The organism is Actinokineospora terrae, from assembly GCF_900111175.1.
Taxonomy (GTDB): domain Bacteria; phylum Actinomycetota; class Actinomycetes; order Mycobacteriales; family Pseudonocardiaceae; genus Actinokineospora; species Actinokineospora terrae.
Map to the genome: position 1 here is coordinate 338,368 of NZ_FOGI01000005.1, position 20,046 is coordinate 358,413.

The 20,046-nt window shown below is 71.3% G+C and carries 22 protein-coding genes; 9 read left to right on the forward strand and 13 right to left on the reverse strand.

Features of this window, described 5'->3' with window-relative positions:
- Positions 1-24 precede the first annotated feature (24 nt).
- The 6 genes from BMY07_RS13085 to BMY07_RS13110 all read right to left on the reverse strand — a co-directional run bounded on the left by BMY07_RS13085 (position 25) and on the right by BMY07_RS13110 (position 5,918).
- The gene (locus tag BMY07_RS13085) at positions 25-936 is read right to left on the reverse strand and encodes a dioxygenase family protein (protein ID WP_092777960.1); all 912 of its coding nucleotides are present in this window, start codon (positions 934-936) and stop codon (positions 25-27) included.
- A 140-nt stretch (positions 937-1,076) separates the two neighbouring features.
- Positions 1,077-1,931, reverse strand: coding sequence for a helix-turn-helix transcriptional regulator (locus tag BMY07_RS13090; RefSeq protein ID WP_092777962.1), 855 nt, complete (start codon positions 1,929-1,931; stop codon positions 1,077-1,079).
- A gap of 171 nt (positions 1,932-2,102) precedes the next feature.
- Complete coding sequence (locus BMY07_RS13095) at positions 2,103-2,969, reverse strand: aldehyde dehydrogenase family protein (RefSeq protein ID WP_092777964.1); 867 nt, start codon at positions 2,967-2,969, stop codon at positions 2,103-2,105.
- Entirely contained in the window at positions 2,962-4,392 is a 1,431-nt protein-coding gene (locus tag BMY07_RS13100; RefSeq protein WP_092777966.1) for an aldehyde dehydrogenase family protein, read from the reverse strand. The genes BMY07_RS13095 and BMY07_RS13100 overlap by 8 nt, the downstream gene beginning before the upstream one ends.
- A complete protein-coding gene (gene deoC / locus BMY07_RS13105) occupies positions 4,393-5,328 on the reverse strand; it encodes a deoxyribose-phosphate aldolase (RefSeq protein WP_092777968.1) in 936 nt (311 codons plus the stop codon).
- Positions 5,307-5,918 carry a hypothetical protein gene (locus tag BMY07_RS13110; protein ID WP_092777970.1) on the reverse strand — a complete coding sequence of 204 codons (612 nt, stop codon included), beginning with the start codon at positions 5,916-5,918 and terminating at the stop codon, positions 5,307-5,309. The genes deoC and BMY07_RS13110 overlap by 22 nt, the downstream gene beginning before the upstream one ends.
- Positions 5,919-5,974: 56 nt before the next feature.
- Between BMY07_RS13110 and BMY07_RS13115 the strand changes: the two genes are divergently transcribed.
- A complete protein-coding gene (locus BMY07_RS13115) occupies positions 5,975-6,619 on the forward strand; it encodes a TetR/AcrR family transcriptional regulator (protein WP_092777972.1) in 645 nt (214 codons plus the stop codon).
- Here BMY07_RS13115 and BMY07_RS13120 read toward each other — a convergent pair.
- The gene (locus BMY07_RS13120; RefSeq protein ID WP_092777974.1) at positions 6,616-7,260 is read right to left on the reverse strand and encodes a DUF1707 SHOCT-like domain-containing protein; all 645 of its coding nucleotides are present in this window, start codon (positions 7,258-7,260) and stop codon (positions 6,616-6,618) included. The two genes, BMY07_RS13115 and BMY07_RS13120, sit on opposite strands and share 4 nt — an antisense overlap.
- Positions 7,261-7,342: 82 nt before the next feature.
- On the opposite strand from BMY07_RS13120, the gene upp reads away from it, so the two are divergent.
- Positions 7,343-7,966 carry a uracil phosphoribosyltransferase gene (gene upp / locus BMY07_RS13125; protein WP_092777976.1) on the forward strand — a complete coding sequence of 208 codons (624 nt, stop codon included), beginning with the start codon at positions 7,343-7,345 and terminating at the stop codon, positions 7,964-7,966.
- A 43-nt stretch (positions 7,967-8,009) separates the two neighbouring features.
- Here upp and BMY07_RS13130 read toward each other — a convergent pair whose 3' ends face one another.
- Together BMY07_RS13130 and BMY07_RS13135 are read right to left on the reverse strand one after the other, a co-directional pair.
- A complete protein-coding gene (locus BMY07_RS13130) occupies positions 8,010-9,158 on the reverse strand; it encodes a Fic family protein (RefSeq protein WP_092777978.1) in 1,149 nt (382 codons plus the stop codon).
- A 47-nt stretch (positions 9,159-9,205) separates the two neighbouring features.
- Entirely contained in the window at positions 9,206-9,805 is a 600-nt protein-coding gene (locus BMY07_RS13135) for a TetR/AcrR family transcriptional regulator (RefSeq protein ID WP_092777980.1), read from the reverse strand.
- A gap of 63 nt (positions 9,806-9,868) precedes the next feature.
- Here BMY07_RS13135 and BMY07_RS13140 point away from each other — a divergent pair, with 63 nt between their 5' ends.
- The 7 genes from BMY07_RS13140 (at position 9,869) to BMY07_RS13170 (ending at position 15,183) form a co-directional block, all read left to right on the forward strand.
- Entirely contained in the window at positions 9,869-10,075 is a 207-nt protein-coding gene (locus BMY07_RS13140; protein WP_092777982.1) for a ribbon-helix-helix protein, CopG family, read from the forward strand.
- A 10-nt stretch (positions 10,076-10,085) separates the two neighbouring features.
- On the forward strand, positions 10,086-10,466 hold the full coding sequence (locus BMY07_RS13145; RefSeq protein WP_092777984.1) for a type II toxin-antitoxin system death-on-curing family toxin: 381 nt from the start codon (positions 10,086-10,088) through the stop codon (positions 10,464-10,466).
- A gap of 62 nt (positions 10,467-10,528) precedes the next feature.
- On the forward strand, positions 10,529-10,915 hold the full coding sequence (locus BMY07_RS13150) for a MerR family transcriptional regulator (protein WP_092777986.1): 387 nt from the start codon (positions 10,529-10,531) through the stop codon (positions 10,913-10,915).
- Positions 10,912-11,892 carry an aldo/keto reductase gene (locus BMY07_RS13155; protein ID WP_092777988.1) on the forward strand — a complete coding sequence of 327 codons (981 nt, stop codon included), beginning with the start codon at positions 10,912-10,914 and terminating at the stop codon, positions 11,890-11,892. The genes BMY07_RS13150 and BMY07_RS13155 overlap by 4 nt, the downstream gene beginning before the upstream one ends.
- A 64-nt stretch (positions 11,893-11,956) precedes the next feature.
- Entirely contained in the window at positions 11,957-12,889 is a 933-nt protein-coding gene (locus BMY07_RS13160) for an aldo/keto reductase (RefSeq protein ID WP_092778355.1), read from the forward strand.
- Positions 12,890-13,059: 170 nt separating this feature from the next.
- Positions 13,060-13,512: a flavodoxin family protein gene (locus BMY07_RS13165; protein ID WP_092777990.1), complete on the forward strand. Its 453-nt coding sequence runs from the start codon at positions 13,060-13,062 to the stop codon at positions 13,510-13,512.
- 144 nt (positions 13,513-13,656) lie between these two features.
- Positions 13,657-15,183, forward strand: coding sequence for an FG-GAP-like repeat-containing protein (locus tag BMY07_RS13170; RefSeq protein WP_092777992.1), 1,527 nt, complete (start codon positions 13,657-13,659; stop codon positions 15,181-15,183).
- Between the two features lie 1,040 nt (positions 15,184-16,223).
- On the opposite strand, the gene BMY07_RS13175 is transcribed toward BMY07_RS13170, so the two are convergent.
- The 4 genes from BMY07_RS13175 to BMY07_RS13190 are packed head-to-tail and all read right to left on the reverse strand — an operon-like array spanning position 16,224 to position 20,018.
- Positions 16,224-17,867 (reverse strand): phospho-sugar mutase, encoded by a 1,644-nt coding sequence (locus tag BMY07_RS13175; RefSeq protein ID WP_092777994.1) that lies wholly within the window; start codon positions 17,865-17,867, stop codon positions 16,224-16,226.
- The gene (locus tag BMY07_RS13180) at positions 17,864-18,676 is read right to left on the reverse strand and encodes a purine-nucleoside phosphorylase (RefSeq protein WP_092777996.1); all 813 of its coding nucleotides are present in this window, start codon (positions 18,674-18,676) and stop codon (positions 17,864-17,866) included. Before BMY07_RS13180 ends, BMY07_RS13175 begins: the two co-directional genes overlap by 4 nt.
- The gene (locus BMY07_RS13185; protein ID WP_092777998.1) at positions 18,673-19,119 is read right to left on the reverse strand and encodes an ABA4-like family protein; all 447 of its coding nucleotides are present in this window, start codon (positions 19,117-19,119) and stop codon (positions 18,673-18,675) included. Before BMY07_RS13185 ends, BMY07_RS13180 begins: the two co-directional genes overlap by 4 nt.
- On the reverse strand, positions 19,116-20,018 hold the full coding sequence (locus BMY07_RS13190; RefSeq protein ID WP_143073460.1) for a hypothetical protein: 903 nt from the start codon (positions 20,016-20,018) through the stop codon (positions 19,116-19,118). The genes BMY07_RS13185 and BMY07_RS13190 overlap by 4 nt, the downstream gene beginning before the upstream one ends.
- Positions 20,019-20,046: the final 28 nt, after the last annotated feature.

Below are 20,046 nucleotides of genomic sequence, written 5' to 3' on the forward strand. Positions count from 1 at the left end.
GCGGTGGCTTGCTGCTGACCGGGATCAGCCCACGCGCCACAGGGCGGGCACGTTCGGCGGCTCCCAGCCCGGCTGGGCCTGGTGGCCCTGCAGGCAGGTGTAGCTGACGCCGCCGTAGGTGACCTTGGCGCCGGTCGCGTAGTTGGTGCCCGCCGCCCACGAGCCGCCGGGGGCACCGGTGGTCGTGGTGGTGGTCGGGTTGGTCGGCCGGGTCGTGGTGGTGCTGCTGGTCGGCCGGGTGGTGGTGGTCGGCGGCACGCCGTTGACGTTGAGGACGAAGTCGAACGTCGCCTCCTTGCCGCTGCCCACCGTGCGGACGGCCATCAGCAGCCGCGGGTCGTAGATGGTGTCGGTGTTGTTGCGCGGCTCACCGGGGAAGTAGGTCTGCGTGGTGAGGATCCGGCCGCCGGGGTTCTGCACCTTCATGTGGATGTGCCGGGTGCGGCCCGGGTAGAGGCCGGGCACGATCGTGGTGAGGCTGTACCGGCCGTTGGCGTCGGTGTACTGGTGGCCGCGGAAGCGGTAGGTGGTGTTGTCGTAGTTGCCACCGTTGTCCGCCTGCCAGAAGTCCAGCAGCACGTTGGCCAGCGGCTGGCACTGGCGGCCGAACACGTAGCCGCTGACGGTCAGCGCGGTGCCCGGGTAGCCCGGCTCGACCAGCGAGGTCCGCTGCGGCGAACCCGGCTTGAAGTACGGGCCCTCGGTCTGCTCGATGGTCGGCGCGTCGCCGTCGTTGCAGTCGGGGGTCAGTTCCAGGAGGGCGCCGTTGGCGGCGTCCTCGGCCCTGGTGCGGGCCAGCGCCGGAACGCCGACCAGTGCGATCGGGGCCGCGACACCGGCGGCCAGCGCCGCGCGCAGCACCGCCTTGCGGCTGATCTGCTTGCCGTCAGCCGGTGGCTGCTCGTTCGTGCCTTCGCCGTGCAGGGGCGCGTCCATGCCTAGCTCCTTGTGGGTGGGGAGGCCGGGAATGAACACGAACCTACGTTCGGGATTCGGTGCCGACGATGGACTCAGGCGGCCGGACGTGGTGAATCCACGGGTGGCTGTTGCCACAGTTGCCGACATTCACATGTTCATCATTCACAGGTCGGCCGTTCGACCGACTCACCACTTCGCCGGAAATCACCGGGACTGACCCCGGCCTCGCGCCGGAAAAAGCGACAAAAATACGCGGCGTCGGCGAATCCCACGCGATCGGCGACCTGGCGCACGGTCAGGTCGGTGCGCGCCAGGAGCCGTTTCGCCTCTGCGGCGCGCGACTGCCGGACCAGTTCCGACGGGGTGCGGCCGGTGGCCGCCTTCACCGCCTCGGTGAGGTAGCCGGGGCTGACGCCGATGTGCTCGGCGTAGGCCTGCACCGACCACAGGTCCAGGTCGACCCGGCTGGTCAGCCTGGTGAACTCGTCGGCGACTGACCCGGCGCGGGCGGGGACGACCGGTGCCGCGGCCGGGGTCTGCGGCAACCGGCCCGCCCGCACGACCAGGACGTGCAGCAGGGCCCGCAGCACGGTGTGCCAGTCCTCGTCGCCGCGGCGGTACTCCTCGGACAGCTCCTCGATCAGCCGCCCGGTGCAGTCGTCCTCCTCGGGGCTCAGCGTGGTCCACGGCCGCTCGCTGAGCCTGCGCAGCCGGTCCCGGTCGGCCGGGTGGTCGAGCAGGAAGTCGTCGGTGAACAGGACCACCGAGCCGCGCAGGTCCCGCGCGTCCTCCCAGTGGTGCACCTGACCTGGGGTGATCACGCACAGGTGCGGCGGCCGCAGCGGCAGCCTGGCCAGGTCCAGCACGTGCGTGCCGCTGCCGCCGGTGACGTGCACGATCTCGAAGAAGGTGTGCCGGTGCGGGAACGACGCCCGCGACAGCGGTCCGACCTGCTCGAAGGTGCCGACCACGAACGGCAGCGCGGTCGGCGCGGGCACCTCGAGCCGGTGCATCGGCAGTTCCCCGCCGCGGGGCTGTCTGCAGGGCGTGCCAGGTAAGACCGTGCTGCCGCGCATGTCCCGATCCCCTCGTTCAAGCAGGACAAAGGTCCAGACCAATAATCGAGGTCCCACGATGGCACGCGGCGAGCCGGTGGGAAACAGACGGGGACATCCCAACCGGTACTAGACGCCCATGGGATGCCACACGGTCTTGGTTTCCACCAGCGCCCGCAGCCGGGCGATGTCCGGCCGGTCGGTCCAGTCGGGCTCGGTGGTCGGCACCCGCAGCACCCGCTTCACCGTGCCCGCCGCGGACTTCTCCAGGTCGACGCGCAGCTCAGGCGGTGCCCCGGTCAGGTCGAGGGCGTTGACGTCGGCGTGCGAGGCCAGCCACGGCGCCAGTTCGGCGGTGTGCCCGGTCAGCAGGTTGACCACCCCGCCCGGCACGTCGGAGGTCGCCAGCACCTCCGAGAGCGTGATCGCGGGCAGCGGCCGGTCCTGGCTGGTCACCACGACCGCGGTCGCGCCGACGGCCAGCACCGGGGCGAGCACGCTGACCAGGCCCAGCAGCGACGAGCGCTGCGGCGCCAGCACCCCGACCACCCCGGTCGGCTCCGGCACCGAGAACGAGAAGTACGGCCCGGCGACCGGGTTCGCCGCGCCCAGCACGGTGGCGATCTTGTCGGTCCAGCCCGCGTACCAGACCCAGCGGTCCACCGCGGCGTCCACCAGCGCCTGCGCGCGCTTGGCAGGCACGCCCTCACCAGCGGCGACCTCGTCGGCGAACTGCTCGCGCCTGCCCTCCAGCAGCTCCGCGACCCGGTACAGCACCTGGCCGCGGTTGTACGCGGTCGCGCCGGACCACTTGCCGAACGCGCCGCGCGCGGCCACCACCGCCTCGCGCAGGTCCTTGCGGGAGGCCTGCGCGGCGTTGGCCAGGAACCGGCCCTTGCCGTCGGTGACCGGGTAGGTCCGGCCGGACTCCGAGCGGGGGAACGCCCCGCCGAGGTAGAGCTTGTAGGTCTTGGACACCGTCACGCGGTCAGACATCGAGGTACGCCTCCAGCCCGGCCCGGCCGCCCTCGCGACCGAAGCCCGACTCCTGGTAGCCGCCGAACGGGGCGGTCGGGTCGAAGCGGTTGAACGTGTTGGCCCACACCACGCCCGCGCGCAGCCGGTCGGCCATCCACAGGATGCGCGAGCCCTTCTCGGTCCACACGCCTGCGGAGAGGCCGTAGGGGGTGTTGTTCGCCTTGGCCAGCGCCTCGGCGGGGGTGCGGAAGGTCAGCACGGACAGCACCGGGCCGAAGATCTCCTCGCGGGCGATGCGCATGGACTGGGTGACGTTGGCGAACACCGTCGGCGCGAAGTAGAAGCCCTTGTCCGGCAGCGGGCACGGGCTCGACCAGCGCTCGGCGCCCTCCTGCTCACCCGAGGCCACCAGGTCCTGGATCTTGGTGAGCTGGTCGCGGGAGTTGATCGCGCCGACGTCGGTGTTCTTGTCCAGCGGGTCGCCGACGCGCAGGGTGCTGACCCTGGCGTGCAGCTTGGCCAGGAACTCCTCGGCGATCGACTCCTGCAGCAGCAGCCGCGACCCGGCGCAGCAGACGTGGCCCTGGTTGAAGAAGATGCCGTTGACGATCCCCTCGACGGCCTGGTCCAGCGGCGCGTCGTCGAAGACGATGTTGGCCGCCTTGCCGCCCAGCTCCAGGGTCAGCTTCTTGCCGGTGCCCGCCAGCGCGGACTGGATGACCTTGCCGACCTCGGTCGACCCGGTGAACGCGACCTTGTTCACCCCCGGGTGGTTCACCAGTTCCGCGCCGACGTCCCCGGCGCCCGGGATGATGTTGACCACCCCGGGCGGCAGCTCGGCCTGCTGGATGATCTCGGCGAGCACCAGCGCGGTCAGCGGGGTCGTCTCGGCGGGCTTGAGCACCACGGTGTTCCCGCAGGCCAGCGCCGGGGCGATCTTCCACGACGCCATCAGCAGCGGGAAGTTCCACGGGATCACCTGACCGGCCACGCCCAGCGGCCGCGGGTCGGGGCCCAGGCCCGCGTAGTCGAGCTTGTCGGCCCAGCCCGCGTGGTAGAAGAAGTGCGCCGCCGCGGTGGGGACGTCGGTGTCGCGCGCCTCCTTGATCGGCTTGCCGTTGTCCAGCGACTCCAGCACCGCCAGCTCGCGGGCGCGCTCGGCGACCATCCTGGCGATCCGGTAGATGTACTTCGCGCGCTCGGCGCCGGGCATCCGGCCCCAGGTCTTGTCGTGCGCCCGGCGCGCGGCCTTCACCGCCCGGTCGACGTCCGCCGCGCTCGCGGTGCTGACCTCGGCCAGCACCTCCTCGGTGGCCGGGTTGACCGACTTGAGCGGCTCACCGGCCCCCTCGACGAACTCGCCGTCGACGAACATCCGGTAGCTCGGCTTGAGGTTGGCGATCGCCGCCGACTCGGGAGCGGGTGCGTATTCCCAGGTCATCTAGTCCACCGATACGTAGTCGGGGCCGCTGTAGTGGCCGTCGAGCTGGGTGCGGCGCTGCATGAGCAGGTCGTTGAGCAGGCTGGAGGCGCCGAAGCGGAACAGGTCCGGGGTCAGCCAGGCCTCGCCTGCCACCTCGCGCACGGCCACCAGGTGCCGGATGGCGTCCTTGGTGGTGCGGATCCCGCCCGCCGGTTTGACGCCGCGGTGCTGGCCGGTGACCTCGTGCCAGTCGCGCACGGCTTGCAGCATCAGGTTCGTGACCGGCAGCGTCGCGGCGGGGGAGACCTTGCCGGTCGAGGTCTTGATGAAGTCGCCGCCTGCCAGCAGCCCCAGCCAGGACGCCCGGCGCACGTTGTCGTAGGTCGCCAGCTCGCCGGTCTCCAGGATCACCTTGAGGTGCACGTCCCCGCAGACCGCCTTGATGGTGCGGATCTCGTCGAACACCTGCCCGTACCGGCCGGAGAGGAACGCGCCCCGGTCGATCACCATGTCCACCTCGGTCGCGCCCGCGGCGATGGCGTACTCGGTGTCGGTGATCTTGACCTTGAGGCTGGACCGGCCGGACGGGAACGCGGTGGCGACGCTGGCGATGTTCACCGCGGCGCCGCCCAGCGCGTCCTTCGCGGTGGCGACCATGTCCGGGTAGACGCAGACCGCGGCGACCGGGGGGATGCCCGGCTCCGGTTGTCGCGCTTTGGCGCACAGCGTGCGCACCTTGCCCGGGGTGTCCGCGCCCTCCAGTGTGGTCAGGTCGACCATGGAGATCGCGGTGTCGATGGCCCACAGCTTGCTGGCCTTCTTGATGCTGCGCGTCGCGAGACCGGCGCTGCGCTGCTCGATCCCCACCGCGTCGACACCGGGCAAGCCGTGCAGGAACCGCCGCAGCGACGCCTCGTCCCGGGTGACGTCGGTCAACTCTGTCGTGCCGCCCATGCGCCCGAGTCTAGGGGGTTCTTGGCGGCGCTAGGGCGCACGCGGACGGCGAGCACGACGAGCCAGACGGTGTAGAGGATGTAACCGATGAAGTTCGCCATGTCAGTGCCGGGTACCCCTAGCGGGATCAGGACGCCGAGCGCGACAAGACCCGCGGCGGGGTAGGCGAGGAACTTGAGGCCGTAGTAGTGGGCGACGCGCACCGTCCAGATCGCGGTCAGCGCGTAGCCCAGCGTCTCGCCGATGACGGTACCGAGCACAGTGGACACTGCCGTGAACGTGTCCGGGTCGTCGATGAACGGGACGATCAGCGGCCAGCGCATCAACCCGATCACCTGCACCAGCGCGGCGGCGGTGCCCAGCGCGGTCAGGCCCGGTCGGTCGAGCCGCTTCGAGATGGGGATCAGCAGGGCGGCGCTCGCGGCCAGCAGCACGAAGAGCGCGGAGACGGCGAGTTGGTTGTCGTTGAACGCGATCAGCACCTCCGGCGCGGGCTTGGCGAGCACGTCCGGGTAGTTGAAGACCACGCCGAGGCCGACGAAGGCCAGGTTCGCGCCGAGCGCGCCTGCGACGAGCAACAGGGAGAGCATGGGGTCGTCCTATCTCTGTACGGTGTGCAATGTTATGCACTGTACAGTGATGCGCCGTGGAAGAGAAGACCCGGCCGGGACCCAAGCGCAGCCTCACCGCCGAGCAGATCGTCGACGTGGCGCTGGAACTGTTCGACGGGGAGGCGCCGTCGATCCGCGGTGTCGCCGCGAAGCTGGGCGTGCGGCCGAACACGCTGTACACGTACCTGCCCGACCGGGCCGCGATGGAACGCGCGCTCGTCGACCGGTTCCTGGCCATGGCCGACCCGGACCTGCTGATCGGCAGGCGGGTCTGGCGCCGCAGGGTCGAGGACTACGCGTGCGCGCTGCGGTCGGTGCTGCTGCGGCACCGGGGCGCGGCCGCGCTGCTGCACACCGCCCCGATCGACGGGCAGACGGCGGCGCTGGTGGGCGAACGGCTGCTGGCCGTGTTCACCTCGGCGGGCCTGAGCACGGCCGACGCGGCCAGGTCGACCTACGCGGTGATCGTCCACGTGCTGGGCTCGGCCACGCTCACCGCGGCGGACCTGCGCGGCGGCACGGAGGCCGACATCGTCGCGGCGCGGCTGGAGGTGGCGATCGACCCCGGCTTCCTCCCGCTCACGGCGGCGGCGTGGCCGGTGGTCGCCACCTGGAACACCGAGGAGCAGTTCCGCTGGTCACTGCGGACCCTGCTCAACGGGTGTGTGGGCGGCGCTTAGCCTTCCTGGATCTCCTTGTTCTTCTTGGGCTTCTTCGGGGGCTTGACCTCGACGCCGCCCATGATGGCCATCCCGGTGATCCGCACGACCGGGCTCCCGGGCGGGGCCTGGGTGCGCACCGTGTTGCTGAAGCCGCCCATGAACCCGGAACCGGTGACGTACACCGTGACGTCCGGCGGGACGGTGATCTCGATGCCGCCCATGATGGTGAAGGCGTGGATGACCGTCTCGTTCGCCTCGAAGGTGGCCTGCGTCAGGTCGATCTCGACGCCGCCCATCATCGCGAAGGCGTTGAAGGTCGGCGGGATCGTCCAGTGCCCCTTGCGCTCGGACCCGGACATGACCGCGACGGCGCTCGACGAGGTGCCCCGCCCGCCGACCCTGGCCGGGGTGGTCGCCGCGGCCGGTTGCGGCAGGGAAGCCTGGTAGGCGACCAGTTGCTGGTTGGGCAGGTCGCGCACCAGCGGCTCCAGCTCGCCGAACGTGCGCGCCGCGTAGACCTGGTCCAGCCGCTCCTCGAGCTCGGTGACGGTGAGCCTGCCCTCGGCCATGGCGTCGTGCAGGACCTTCGCGAACTTCTCCCGGTCGCCGTTCGACGCGCGCATGTCGTGTGGACCGGGGAGGCTGGGCTGCTCACTCACGGGAACGAGGGTAGCGCTCCCCACCACCCGATAGGGCACGTCGACACCGCCGAATAAGCGGACCCGTCTACCGTGTCCGGCCATGGACGTGCTCACCGTGGACCACCCGCTGGCCAAGGCCAGGCTCACCGTCATGCGCGACGCGCGGACCGACAGCGCCACCTTCCGGGCCGCGCTGCACGAGCTCACCGTGATGCTCACCTACGAGGCCACCAGGAACGCGCCGCTGCGCACCGAGCGCATCCACACCCCGGTCGCCCGCACCGACGGCCACTGGCTGGCCACCCCGCCGCTGCTGGTCCCGGTGCTGCGGGCGGGCCTGGGCATGGCCGACCAGGCGCACAAGCTCATCCCCGACGCCCAGATGGGCTTCGTCGGCCTGGCCCGCGACGAGCACACCCTGCTGCCGGTGCCCTACATGGAGTCCCTTCCGGACTCCCTGGCGGGCCGCCCGGTCTTCGTGCTCGACCCGATGCTCGCCACCGGCGGTTCGATGGTCCACACCATTCGGCTGCTGGTCGACCGGGGCGCCACCGACGTCACCGCGATCTGCGCCCTGGCCGCGCCGGAGGGCATCGATCACCTCGCCGCCGCGGGGCTGCCCGTCCGGCTGGTCACGGCCAGCATCGACGAGCGCCTCAACGACTCCGGCTTCATCGTCCCGGGCCTCGGCGACGCGGGCGACCGCCAGTACGGCGCGGTCTGAACCACCCGGTCTGGACCTCTGCGCCCAGACCGCGCCGTCGTGCTTACGCGGTGCCCTGGACCGTGTCGACGATGGGCGGGGCGAGGAACACCCGCGCCCGACCCTCCCGCTCGACCTCGACGAGCGTCCCGGCCGCGACCAGCTTCACCAGGTTCTCCCGCGCGGCCTTGTGCGTGACCCCCAGGATCGCCCGCGTGCGGCCGATGGTGATCGCGGGCGTCTCGAACAGCGCGTCCACCACGCTCAGGATGTGCGTGGAGGCCCGGCGCGGCTCGGTCACCTGCGCGCGCAGGTCGTCGCGCAGCACGTGCAGCGCCCGGACCCGGCGGCCCGCGTCGGTCGCCTGCTCGGTGATGGCCGCCAGGAAGAACGAGAGCCACCCGTGCCAGTCGCCCTGCGTGCTCACGGCCAGCAGCCGGGCGTAGTACTCGTCGCGCCGGGGCTCCAGGTAGGCCGACATGTCCAGCAGCGGCGCGGGCAGCAGGCCCCACTCGACCAGCAGTCGGGAGATCAGCAGCCGCCCGACCCGGCCGTTGCCGTCGAGGAACGGGTGGATCGCCTCGAACTGGTAGTGCAGCAGGGCGATCTTGACCAGCGGCGGCAGCTCGGGTTCGGCCAGCAGGTGCTGCTCGAACGCGGCCAGGGACTCCGGGAGCTGCTCCGGCGGCGGGGGGACGTAGGTGGCGGTGTCGAGCGCGCACCCCGGGGCGCCGATCCAGTTCTGCGTGCCGCGGTAGTCGCCGGGGGTCGCGCTGTCGCCGCGCACGCCCGCCAGCAGGAGCCGGTGCGCCTCGCGCAACGGCTCCAGGCCGAGCGGTTGGTCCGTCGAGAGGACGTGCTCGGCGGCGGTGACGTGGTTGAAGACCTCTTGCGCGTCGGCCCTGTTCGGCTGGTTCACCGCGTCGACCTCGAAGAAGGCCAACTCCGACACCGTCGTCCGGGTGCCGTCGAGCCTGCTCGACAGCACGGCCTCGTGGCGGCCGATGGTCTTGGCCAGCAGGTGGGCGTCCGGCAGCGCCAGCCCGGTCCCCGCCAGCGCGCCCACCGCGCGGTCGGCCGCGGACAGCCGGTTCACCAGCACGTCGTCGAGGACGAGCGCCGGAGGCAGCGGCGGCGGCACGAAGGCGTGGTAGCGCCCCTCGACGCGGGTGAGGTGTTGCCGCTGCGGGGGCGCGACATCGCTGGACCGCATGGATACCCAACTCTCAGTCGGACGCTCGAGTGATACCGAAACCTATCCTAGGTACCAGTCGGGCGCGTCCAACCCGCCGTGTTGGCGCGCAGGGCGCGTTCGTACGCCGCGGCCACGTCGAGCCCCGGGGGCAGGTTGCCGAGCAGCTCCAGCGACACCAGGCCGTGCACGATGCCCCAGCAGCCCACGGCCATCGTCCCGTCGGTGTCGGTGAACACGCCCTCGCGCACCCCCGTCTCGATGACCCCCAGCAACGGCGCCAGGGCCGCGCGGGAGTGCTCGACGGCCGCGTCGTCGGGGTCGAAGCCGGGGATGGCGCCGCCGAACATCACGGCGTAGAGGTGCGGGTCGGCGAGGGCGCTGGCCCGGTAGGCGACGCCGAGGCGGACCAGGTCCTCCGCCGGGTCGCCGGTGGCGGCGACGGCGCGCAGGCGGGTGCCGAGGCGGTGGAACGCCTCGACGTAGAGCTCGCGGACCAGGCCCGGCTTGCCGCCGAAGAGCGAGTAGACGGCGGTGGTGGAGGTGGCGGCGTCGGTGGCCAGCCTGCGCAGGCTCAGCGCACCAGCGCCCTCCTGCGACAGCAGCTCGCCCGCCCGGTCGAGCAGCCGCCCGCGCAGCGCCTCGTCGTGCGTCCTCGGTCTGGGCACCGGGAGATCCTAGCGGTTTCATAACAGCGTCACGGCTGGTATCACGGTGGTACCATCGGGCGCATGGCGATGACCTTGCGGCTGACCGAGGAAGACAACGCCAGGCTCGACGAGCTGGCGACCGCCGAGGGGCGCTCCAAGCAGGAGGTGCTCCGGCTCGCGCTGGTCGACCGGTGGGCCAGGCTGCACAAGCAGGAGCAGCTCGACGAGGTGCTCGGCCGGGTGCTGCCCAGGTACCGGGGCCTGCTCGACGAACTCGGCCCCGTGTGATCATCTTCGGGTGACCGCCTACCTGGACGCCAGTGACCTGTTGGTGCTCGCCGCCGCCGTGACCGGGGGTGACCTGGTGGTGCGCGACCTCGGGCTGCTCGACTCCGCCGCGCACCGGCCGCGCGCCACCGTGCTCGGGGTCGAGGCCTACGAGACGCTGTGGACCAAGGCGGCCGCGCTGCTGGACTCGATCGTGCGCACCCGCCCGCTCGCCGAGGGCAACTGGCGGCTGGGCTGGGTCGCGGCGGTCACCATGTGCGACCTCAACGGCTGGTGGATCGACGCCGACACCGACGAGGCGCTGGAACTGGTCCGCGAGGTCGGCCGCGGCGCCGTCGAGGTGCCGAAAATGGCCGCCCACCTCGAAGCCTGGGCGCTGCCGAAGTCCTGAGCACGCGAAACCCACCCGAACCGGCTTGACCTGGAGTGCACTCCAGCTCCTACGGTCGTCCCGTGACGTACGCGATCGCCGAGGCGGCCCACCGCACTGGGCTCTCGATCGACACCCTCCGCTACTACGAGCGCATCGAGCTCGTCGACCCGCCCGCGCGGGACTCCGGCGGCAGGCGTGCCTACTCCGACGAGGACCTGGCCTGGCTGGGCTTCCTCACCAGGCTGCGCACCACCGGCATGCCCATCAAGCTGATGCGGGAGTACGCCAGGCTCCGGCACCAGGGCATCGCCTCGGCAGGTCAGCGCAAGCGCATCCTCGAGCGGCACCGCGAGGACGTCCGCGCGCGCATCGAGGAACTCCGCTCCTGCCTCGGCGCGCTGGACTACAAGATCGACAACTACGAGCGGGTCATCGGCAGTGACCACATCCAGGAGGCCTCGGCATGACCGTCCCGACCCGCGCGCTCGGCGCGCTCACCGTCAGCGCGCAGGGCCTGGGCTGCATGGGCATGAGCCAGGGCTACGGGGCGGGTGACGACACCGAGTCGATCGCGACCATCCACCGGGCCGTCGAGCTCGGCGTGACCTTCCTCGACACCGCGAACGTCTACGGCGACGGCGTCAACGAGGAGCTGGTCGGCCGCGCGATCCGGGACCGGCGCGACCAGGTCGTGCTCGCCACCAAGTTCGGCATCGCGGGCCGCGGCGCCGATGGACCCGCTGTGCGCGGGGACGCCGCGTACGTGCGCGAGCAGGTCGAGCTGTCGCTGCGCAGGCTGGGTGTGGACCACATCGACCTGTACTACCAGCACCGGGTCGACCCGAACACGCCCATCGAGGAGACGGTCGGGGCGATGGCCGAGCTGGTCGCCGCCGGCAAGGTCCGGCACCTCGGGCTGTCCGAGGCGGGCGCGGAGACCATCCGGCGCGCGCACGCCGTGCACCCGATCGCGGCGCTGCAGAGCGAGTGGTCACTGTGGACCCGCGACATCGAGGCCGAGGTCCTGCCGACCTGCCGCGAGCTGGGCATCGGCGTGGTCCCGTTCTCGCCGCTCGGGCGCGGCATGCTCACCGGCAAGCTCTCCGCCGACCAGATCGGGCCCGGCGACATGCGCGCCGGTCTGCCCCGCTTCGCCGCCGACAACTTCGACCGCAACCGCGCGGTCGTCGCCGCGGTGGCGGCGGTCGCGGCCGAGCGCGGGGTGACACCCGGTCAGCTGGCGCTGGCGTGGGTGCAGGCCCGGGGGGCGGACGTCGTCCCCATCCCCGGCACCAAGCGGCGCGCGTACCTGGAGGAGAACGCGGCCGCTGCCACCATCGAACTGTCCGAAGCCGACCTCGCGACCATCGAGGCGATCGCCCCCGCGGGCGCCTTCGCCGGTGAGCGCTACGCGCCCGCGATGCTGCGCGCCGTCGGCCGATAGGAGGACCACTGTGGACACCCGGAATCTCGGCGCCCTCACCGTCGGCGCCCAAGGCCTCGGCTGCATGGGCATGAGCGAGTTCTACGCGGGCCGCGACGACGACGAGTCGCTCGCCACCATCCACGAGGCCATCGACCGGGGCGTCACCCTGTTCGACACCTCGGACATGTACGGCCCGCACACCAACGAGGAACTGCTCGGCCGCGCCATCCGCGACCGCCGCGACCAAGTCGTCGTGGCCACCAAGTTCGCCATCGTCCGCGACCCGGCCGACCCCGCCAAACGCGGCATCCGCGGCGACGCGGCGTACGTGAAGCAGGCTTGCGAGGGCTCGCTGCGCAGGCTGGGTGTGGACCACATCGACCTGTACTACCAGCACCGGGTCGACCCGAACACGCCCATCGAGGAGACGGTCGGGGCGATGGCGGAACTGGTGGCGGAGGGCAAGGTCCGGCACTTGGGGCTGTCCGAGGCGGGCGCCGGAACACTGCGCCGGGCGGTGGCGGTGCACCCGATCGCGGCGCTGCAGAGCGAGTGGTCGCTGTGGTCGCGCGACATCGAGGCCGAGATCGTCCCCACCGCCCGCGAACTCGGCATCGGCATCGTCCCGTACTCGCCGTTGGGCCGCGGCTTCCTCACCGGCCGCTACACCTCGACATCAGACTTCGGCGAGGGCGACTTCCGAACCGCGTTGCAGCCCCGCTTCCAGGAAGACAACCTCCGCAAGAACCTCGCCATCGTCGACGCCCTCCGCGCCCTGGCCACCGAACGCGACCTGACCCCCGGCCAACTGGCCCTCGCCTGGGTCCACCACCAAGGCCCCGATGTCGCCCCCATCCCCGGCACCAAACGCCGCACCTACCTACGCGAGAACCTGACCGCCGCGGAGATCGAACTGTCCGAAGAGGACCTATCCCGAATCGAATCCGCGGTCCCCGCCGACGCCGTAGCAGGCCTCCGCTACCCCGAATCCGGCATGCAATCCATCAACCGCTAACCACCCCGCCGCGACCCCTTCCCGTCGCGGCGGAGTGCTGTCCGGGATTGTGGCGCCGGGGTGCCCGTTCAAGAGACGGGAAGCAAGGGCAGGTTCAGTCGCGACGAGCTCATCGCCCGGCCGGGACGCCGAGGTTGCCCATCTCGCCGGTCCTCGGCAGGCTCGTGTTTGTGCCGACACTGTTGATCGTCCACCACACCCCCTCGCCCTCGATGCAGGTCATGTTCGAGGCGGTGGTGGCGGGGGCCGGTGATCCGGAACTTGCTGGCGTCACAGTCATCCGCAGGGCCGCGTTGTCGGCGACGGCGGCGGATGTGTTGGGGGCTGATGGGATCGTCCTCGGGACTCCGGCGAACATCGGGTACATGTCCGGTGCGCTCAAGCACTTCTTCGACACCGTCTACTACCCCTGCCTGGACGCCACCGCTGCGCTTCCGTTCGGTTACTACGTGCACGGCAACCAGGGGACCGAGGGCGCGGTGCGGGCTGTGGAGTCCATCACCGGCGCGATGCGGTGGCGGCGGGTCGCGGCTGCCGTTGTCGTTCAAGGTGAACCGGTCAAGAAGGAGATCGAGTCCTGTCGGGAGCTGGGCGCCACCGTCGCGGCGGTGGCGCTGGGGTAGGGCGGTCCAGACCGGTCACTGTCCGAATCGGACGGGACACGCAGCGAGGTAAGTGGGAAAACGCGAAACGCGCGCTCGACCAGCAGCGATGCCGCGGTCATACGGCGCTCGTGTAGGAGCCGCCAGTTGAGGAGGTTCCCACCCATGACCGCTCGTACCCGGGCGCTCGCCGTCGTGGCCGTCGCCGCGACCACCATGACCCTCGCCGCGGTGCCCGCCGCCGCGGCGAACCCGATCACGTTCGCGCCGCGGGTCGACTACTCGACCGGCAACCACCCCGAGGCGGTCATCGACGCCGACCTCAACGGTGACGGCAAGGCCGACGTGATCACCGCCGACCGCTACGAGTGGCAGCTCACCGTGCTGCTCGGCACCGGCGCGGGCGCGCTGGGTCCGCGCACCACCGTCTACCCCGGCGACGAGCCGACCGCCCTGGCCAGCGCCGACTTCAACGGCGACGGCAAGGCAGACGTCGCCGTCACCACCGCGGGTTCCGTCTCGCTGCTGCTCGGCAACGGTGACGGCACGTTCAAGCCGCGCGCGGCGTTCCCGGTCAGCGGTGGCGCGGAGGGCATCGCCGCGGGCGACCTCAACGGCGACAAGAAGGCCGACGTCGTCATCAGCCGTCCCGAGGGCATCACCGTCCTCCTGGGCAACGGCGACGGCACCCTGGGCGCGGGCACGGACCTGCTGGCGGGTGGCTACTCGCGCGGTGTCGTGCTCGCCGACCTCAACTCCGACACCAAGACCGACATCGCGATCGGCGGGTTCTTCACCGGCACCGTGACGGTGTTCATCGGCAACGGTGACGGCACCTTCGGTCTCCCGCTGCCGTTCCCGGCCAGCGTCAACCCGATCGACATCGCCGCCGGTGACTTCAACCGCGACGGCAAGCTGGACCTCGCGACCGCCGACTACGGCGCAGGCACCGTGTCCGTGCTGCTGGGCAACGGCAACGGCACCTTCGGCCTGCCGACCCCCAAGGCGATCGGCCCGAACCCGTTCGGCGTCGCGGTGGCCGACCTCGACCTCGACGGCGACCCCGACCTGGCCGTCTCACTGTCCGGTGCGGACAGCGTCACCGTCCTCAACAACGGCAACGGCACCTTCGAGCAGGCCGCCAGCCTCGGCACCGGCACCACGCCCACCGAGGTGCACGCCGCTGACCTCGACGCCGACAACCGCGCGGACCTGATCACCACCAACCGCTACGCCGACGGCATCTCGGTGCTGCTCAACCGCACCACCAAGCCGGTCCCCCCGACCAGCGACCTCGCGGTGTCGCTGCAGGCGTCCCCGCGCTTCGGCGTCCTGGTGCCCGCGCTGCAGTACGCGATCACGGTGAAGAACGTCGGTCCGCAGGCACTGACCTCGGGCACCGTCACCGCCACGCTCCCGTCGCCGCTCAACCCGGTCGCGGGCCCCGGCTGCACGGTCAACGGCCGCACGGTCACCTGCGAGGTCGGCGCCCTCGCGGTCGGCGGCTCCACGGTGAAGACGTTCTCCGCCCCGCTGGCCCTGTTCACCATCGGCACCTTCAAGGTCACCGCCAAGCGCACCGCCAGCGTCCCGGCCGACCCCAACCCGACCAACGACGTCGCCGCCCCGGCCAGCTGCACCACCCTGGGCTTCATCCTCGCCATCTGCGGCCCCACCCCGGGCGGCGTCTGACCCAGTGCATCCGTGGCCGCCGTCCCCCTCCTTTCGGCGGCCACGGAGACGAACGGCGTTCCGCCGCGGTGATGCCCCCACCGCGGCGGAACCCGTTCTTTCTGCTTTCTCGGGCTTCCTGCGGCGGAACATCGCTTCCCCGCCAGGAACCACCAGCATGACTCACCTGGAGTTCCAGGCCGGTCACGCCGCGGCTTTCTCCGGCGCCTGATACTCATCCACCTCAAACGGCGCGCCTGCCGTCAACGAGACGACTGCGTCGGGTGGCGATCCAGGTGAGTCGCGAATCCGCGACAGCTCGGGTCAGCCCGAACGGCGTCCTGCTTTGGTGTGGCGGTGGGTTGAGCTGCGGTTTCTGCGCCGTGTCTACGAGCGTGGTGGGGCTAAGGACCTCAAGGTTGCCGCCGAGGCGTTGCGGCGGACGCGCCCCTGGACAGTGGGCGAGAGGTTCGCACGTGGGCGGCCCGAGATCCCTCGGGACTCGGAGCGCCGGGATGAGTGAAACAGCGGGTATTCCTGACGGCGTCCCGATATCCTGATCAAGCGATGGGTGCTGGCCTTGGAGCCAGGGACGATGTGCGGCCCTCTCGGGGTAGCGGATCCGGGGTGAGCGGGGGCGAACGTCGGATCTAGCCCGCTCTTCGCGTTCGACAACCGAATACGGCGCTCGCAACGACCCGCTCGCTCACCGGTGGGCTTCCTCGTTGTGGAGTCGTCCATGTCGGTGTGGTGGGTCGGTGTGGCCGCGCCAGCTCTGTGTGGGTTGGTGTGGCGGTGGGTTGAGCTGCGGTTTCTGCGCCGTGTCTACGAGCGTGGTGGGGCGAAAGATCTCAAGGTTGCCGCTGAGGCGTTGCGGCGGATGCGGTCCTGGACGGTTGCCGAGAATCTCAAGCGTGGTAGCGGTGAGGTTTCGGATCGTCGCGGTGGGTGAGGGGGGTGACTCTTCCTATGGTGACCGGGCCCTCAGCCGATGTTGGGTGGCGTGCCCAGGATGATCCCCGTTGCTGCTTGCGACCCCGTTGGTGACGGGGTTGGGGTTGTCATGGGGCGAGCAAGGCGGAGACCTCGGCGGTCGCCGCGGCCAGGAGTTGTTCGGACTTCGCGCGGGCCGCGGGTAGTTCGGCCTGGGGGGCGGGGGGTTGTGAGGTTTCCAGGTAGGCCTTGATCTTGGGTTCGGTGCCGGAGGGGCGGATCAGGACGCGGATGCCGGGGCCGGTGTAGCGGAGGACGTCGGCTTCGGGGCGCAGGTCCTCGGCGGTGACGGGGATGCCGGCGAACTCGAGTGGGGGGTGGGCGCGCAGGTGCGACATCAGGGTGGGGATGGTGGCGAGGTCGGCCACGCGCAGGGAGATCTGCTTGGTCAGGACCACGCCGTGCTTGACGGCGAGGTCGTCCAGGGCGTCCAGCAGGGTGCGGCCCTGGGCGCGCAGGGTGGCCGCGAGGTCGCAGGCGAGCACGGCGGCGGAGATGCCGTCCTTGTCGCGCACGTGTGACGGATCCACGCTGTGCCCCAACGCTTCCTCGTACGCGTAGACCAAGCCCTCGCCCGCGCGCATCAGCCACTTGAAGCCCGTGAGGGTCAGCACGTGCCGGGCCCCGTGCGCGGCCGCGATGGACCCCAGCAGCGAGGACGAGACGATCGTGGTCGCCACCAACGGATCCGGGGCGTCCGTTGTGGACAGCACGTACTCGCCGAGCAGTGCCCCGGTCTCGTCCCCCGAGAGCATCCGCCACACCCCGTCCCGACCCCGCACCCCGAGGGCGCACCGGTCCGCGTCGGGATCCAGTGCGATCGCGATATCAGCGTCCACTTCAGATGCCCGGGCGAGCAGCAAGTCGGTGGCCCCGGGCTCTTCCGGATTCGGAAAGCCCACGGTCGGGAAGTCCGGGTCGGGCAGCGACTGCTCGGCCACCAGAGCGACGTCGATGAACCCGGCCCCGTGCAGCGCCAACGCCAACGGCCCGGCCCCGACGCCGTGCAACGCCGTCGCCGCCACCTGCAACTGCCGCGCCGTCCCCCGGGGCAGCGCGATCACGCTATCCAAATAGGACTGAAGCGCACCATCGTCCACAGTGGTAACGTTGCCCGCCAACGGAACCGATACCGCAGGCCCCACCGCGGCGATCGCGGTCTCGATCTCCCGGTCGGCAGGCGGGATGATCTGCGCCCCGCCGTCCACGTACAGCTTGTACCCGTTGTCCGCGGGCGGGTTGTGCGACGCCGTGATCTGCACCCCGGCGACCGCCCTCAGCGACCGCGTCAGGAACGCCAGCACCGGCGTCGGCAACGGGTGCGCCAGCACCCGCACGTCGAACCCGGCGGCGGCCAGCACCCCGGCGGCGTCGGCGGCGAACTCCTCGGACCCGTGCCGGGCGTCCCGCCCGACCACCACGACCCCGCCCGCGTGCCCCTGGCCCGCCAGCCACGACGCCAGACCGGCCGTCGTCCGCACGACCACCGCGCGGTTCATCCCGTGAGGACCCGCCCGCACCGGTCCGCGCAAACCCGCCGTGCCGAACGTCAACGGCCCCGACATCCGGTCCGCCAGTTCGTCCACAGCGGACTCGTCGCCACCCATGGCCCTGGCCGCGATCTGCTGCAGCTCGGCGCGGGCGGCCGGGTCCGGGTCGTCGGCGATCCAGCGCAACGCCCGGTCGCGCAGGTCCGGGGTCAGCCTGCTCACGAGCGCACGACCAGCTCGCGCAGCAGCCCGCCCATCCCCTCCGCGGCCTTGCGCCCGGCCTCCAGCACCTCGATGTGGTCCAGCGGCTCCCCGGTGATGCCCGCCGCCAGGTTCGTCACCAGCGACAGCCCGAACACCTCGACCCCGGCGGCGCGCAGCGCGATCGCCTCCAGCACCGTCGACATCCCGACCAGGCCCGCGCCGAGCACCCGCAGCATGTGGATCTCGGCTGGCGTCTCGAAGTGCGGGCCGGGCAGTCCGGCGTAGACGGCCTCGCGCAGCGTCGGGTCGATCTCCTTGGCCACCGCGCGCAGCCTGGGGGAGTACAGGTCGGTCAGGTCGACGAACTCGGCGCCGACCAGGGGCGAGCGCGCGGTCAGGTTGAGGTGGTCGCTGATCACCACCGGCTGCCCCACCTGGACGCCCTCCATCAGGCAGCCGGCCGCGTTGGTCAGCACGACCGCCTTGACGCCCGCCGCCGCCGCGGTCCGCACACCGTGCACGGCCCGCGCGACCCCGTGGCCCTCGTACAGGTGGGTGCGGCCGAGCAGGACCAGCACCCGCTTGTCACCGACCACGATGGACCGCGCCGTGCCGCCGTGCCCCTGGACCGTGGGGGCCAGGAACCCGGGCAGGTCGGCCATCGGCACCTCGGCCGCAGGCGTGCCGAGCTGGTCGACGGCGGGGCGCCAGCCGGAGCCGAGCACCAGGGCGATGTCGTGGCTGTCGGCCCCGGTGCGGTCGGCGAGCGCCTTCGCTGCCTCGTCGGCGGCGCGGCGGGGATCGGTGTCAACGTCGAGAGCGGTCACCCACCGGAGCCTACGCGGACCCGCCCGGCGCGTGCTGGGAATCCCAGGCGCACCAGCAGGTACAGCGGCAGCCCGATCGGGGACAGCAGGATGGTCAGCACCATGATCGGCGCCATGAGCAGCGGGTTGACGCCCCGCTCGCGGCTGTCGAGGTACATCCAGCGGCCGATGAACAGGTCCCACGCGAGGACCTGCGCCCAGACGGCCACCACGGCACCGTCCTCGCGCAGGAAGCCCAGCCAGAACTCCAGCGTCGGCTGGGTGACCCCGGTGACGAGGTCGCCGAACACCGGGACGGCGGCGATGGCCCACACGACCAGCCCGGGCAGCACGATCCACGGTGACGCGGCGATCCGGTGGGTCCACGACCAGGTCGGGACCACGACCATCAGCGCCCAGAACGGCACGACCGCGTAGAAGGCGAAGGTGAACAAGGTGCTCATGAGGGGATCCTCTCGGCCTCGGCGGGCTGTGCGCTGACCTCGGGCTGGTTGCGCGCCGACAGCACGCCGAGCGCGACGCCGAACGCGAGTACGCCGAACGCGGTCCCGGTGACCCAGTCCGGCTCGAACAGCGGCTGCCCGCGCAGTGCCTGCCAGGTCGTCAGCACTACCAGGCCCAGGTAGCCCAAGCTGGTCGCCCACACGATCCTGATCGAGGCACGCTCACCGCGGCGGCGGATGGCCAGCGCGAGCAGCGGCAACAGTTGCAGCGCGTGCATGCCGATGAAGTGCGGCGCGCGCAGGTCGCCGCCGGTGGTACTCCAACCGGTCAGCGGTAGGCCCGGACCGCCGTCGACCACGCCGACGCTGTGCGCGCCGGTTATGCCCTCGACGCCGCTGCTCGCGGTGGTCATCAGGATCCCGACGGCCATGCCGAGCAGGGAGATCGCCATGCCGAACCGGATCGCCAGCAGTTCGGCGGCCGGGGCGAGGCGGCGGGCGGCGATGTAGACGCTGAGCACGAGCGTGGCCAGCAGCAGGACGGCGACGGTCGCGCCCATCACGCTGAACAGCATCGCGTCGAACGCCGTGGTGGTGTTGAAGTGGCTCTGCTTCCCGCGCACCACCTGGCCGATGATGATGACCATCTCCAGCACCGAGGCGGCGATGATCACCCACGCGGTGCCGCCGAGGAACCGGGGCCGCCGCCGCGGCAGCGACAGCAGCCACGCCCAGGACAGCCCGAACGCCACGAACGAGATGCTGAACTTCAGCGGTTTGAGCCAGATCGGCGCGCCGAGCAGCACCCGGTCGTCGACCAGCAGGCCGACCGCCGAGACCAGCGCCGTCACCGCCATCAGGCCGCTGAAGACCACTAAGGGTCGGTACCAGGTCCGCATGTCTCCCCCTCGAGATTATGGATAGTGG

What these genes read in the sequence shown, in the direction of transcription:
- BMY07_RS13155 (WP_092777988.1), top strand. Translation starts at nt 10,912, where the DNA reads ATGACCGTCCCGACCCGCGCGCTCGGCGCGCTCACCGTCAGCGCGCAG.
- BMY07_RS13140 (WP_092777982.1), top strand. Translation starts at nt 9,869, where the DNA reads ATGGCGATGACCTTGCGGCTGACCGAGGAAGACAACGCCAGGCTCGAC.
- BMY07_RS13110 (WP_092777970.1), bottom strand. Translation starts at nt 5,918, where the DNA reads ATGCTCTCCCTGTTGCTCGTCGCAGGCGCGCTCGGCGCGAACCTGGCC.
- BMY07_RS13160 (WP_092778355.1), top strand. Translation starts at nt 11,957, where the DNA reads ATGGGCATGAGCGAGTTCTACGCGGGCCGCGACGACGACGAGTCGCTC.
- upp (WP_092777976.1), top strand. Translation starts at nt 7,343, where the DNA reads ATGGACGTGCTCACCGTGGACCACCCGCTGGCCAAGGCCAGGCTCACC.
- deoC (WP_092777968.1), bottom strand. Translation starts at nt 5,328, where the DNA reads ATGGGCGGCACGACAGAGTTGACCGACGTCACCCGGGACGAGGCGTCG.
- BMY07_RS13130 (WP_092777978.1), bottom strand. Translation starts at nt 9,158, where the DNA reads ATGCGGTCCAGCGATGTCGCGCCCCCGCAGCGGCAACACCTCACCCGC.
- BMY07_RS13185 (WP_092777998.1), bottom strand. Translation starts at nt 19,119, where the DNA reads ATGAGCACCTTGTTCACCTTCGCCTTCTACGCGGTCGTGCCGTTCTGG.
- BMY07_RS13190 (WP_143073460.1), bottom strand. Translation starts at nt 20,018, where the DNA reads ATGCGGACCTGGTACCGACCCTTAGTGGTCTTCAGCGGCCTGATGGCG.
- BMY07_RS13100 (WP_092777966.1), bottom strand. Translation starts at nt 4,392, where the DNA reads ATGACCTGGGAATACGCACCCGCTCCCGAGTCGGCGGCGATCGCCAAC.
- BMY07_RS13090 (WP_092777962.1), bottom strand. Translation starts at nt 1,931, where the DNA reads ATGCACCGGCTCGAGGTGCCCGCGCCGACCGCGCTGCCGTTCGTGGTC.
- BMY07_RS13170 (WP_092777992.1), top strand. Translation starts at nt 13,657, where the DNA reads ATGACCGCTCGTACCCGGGCGCTCGCCGTCGTGGCCGTCGCCGCGACC.
- BMY07_RS13095 (WP_092777964.1), bottom strand. Translation starts at nt 2,969, where the DNA reads ATGTCTGACCGCGTGACGGTGTCCAAGACCTACAAGCTCTACCTCGGC.
- BMY07_RS13085 (WP_092777960.1), bottom strand. Translation starts at nt 936, where the DNA reads ATGGACGCGCCCCTGCACGGCGAAGGCACGAACGAGCAGCCACCGGCT.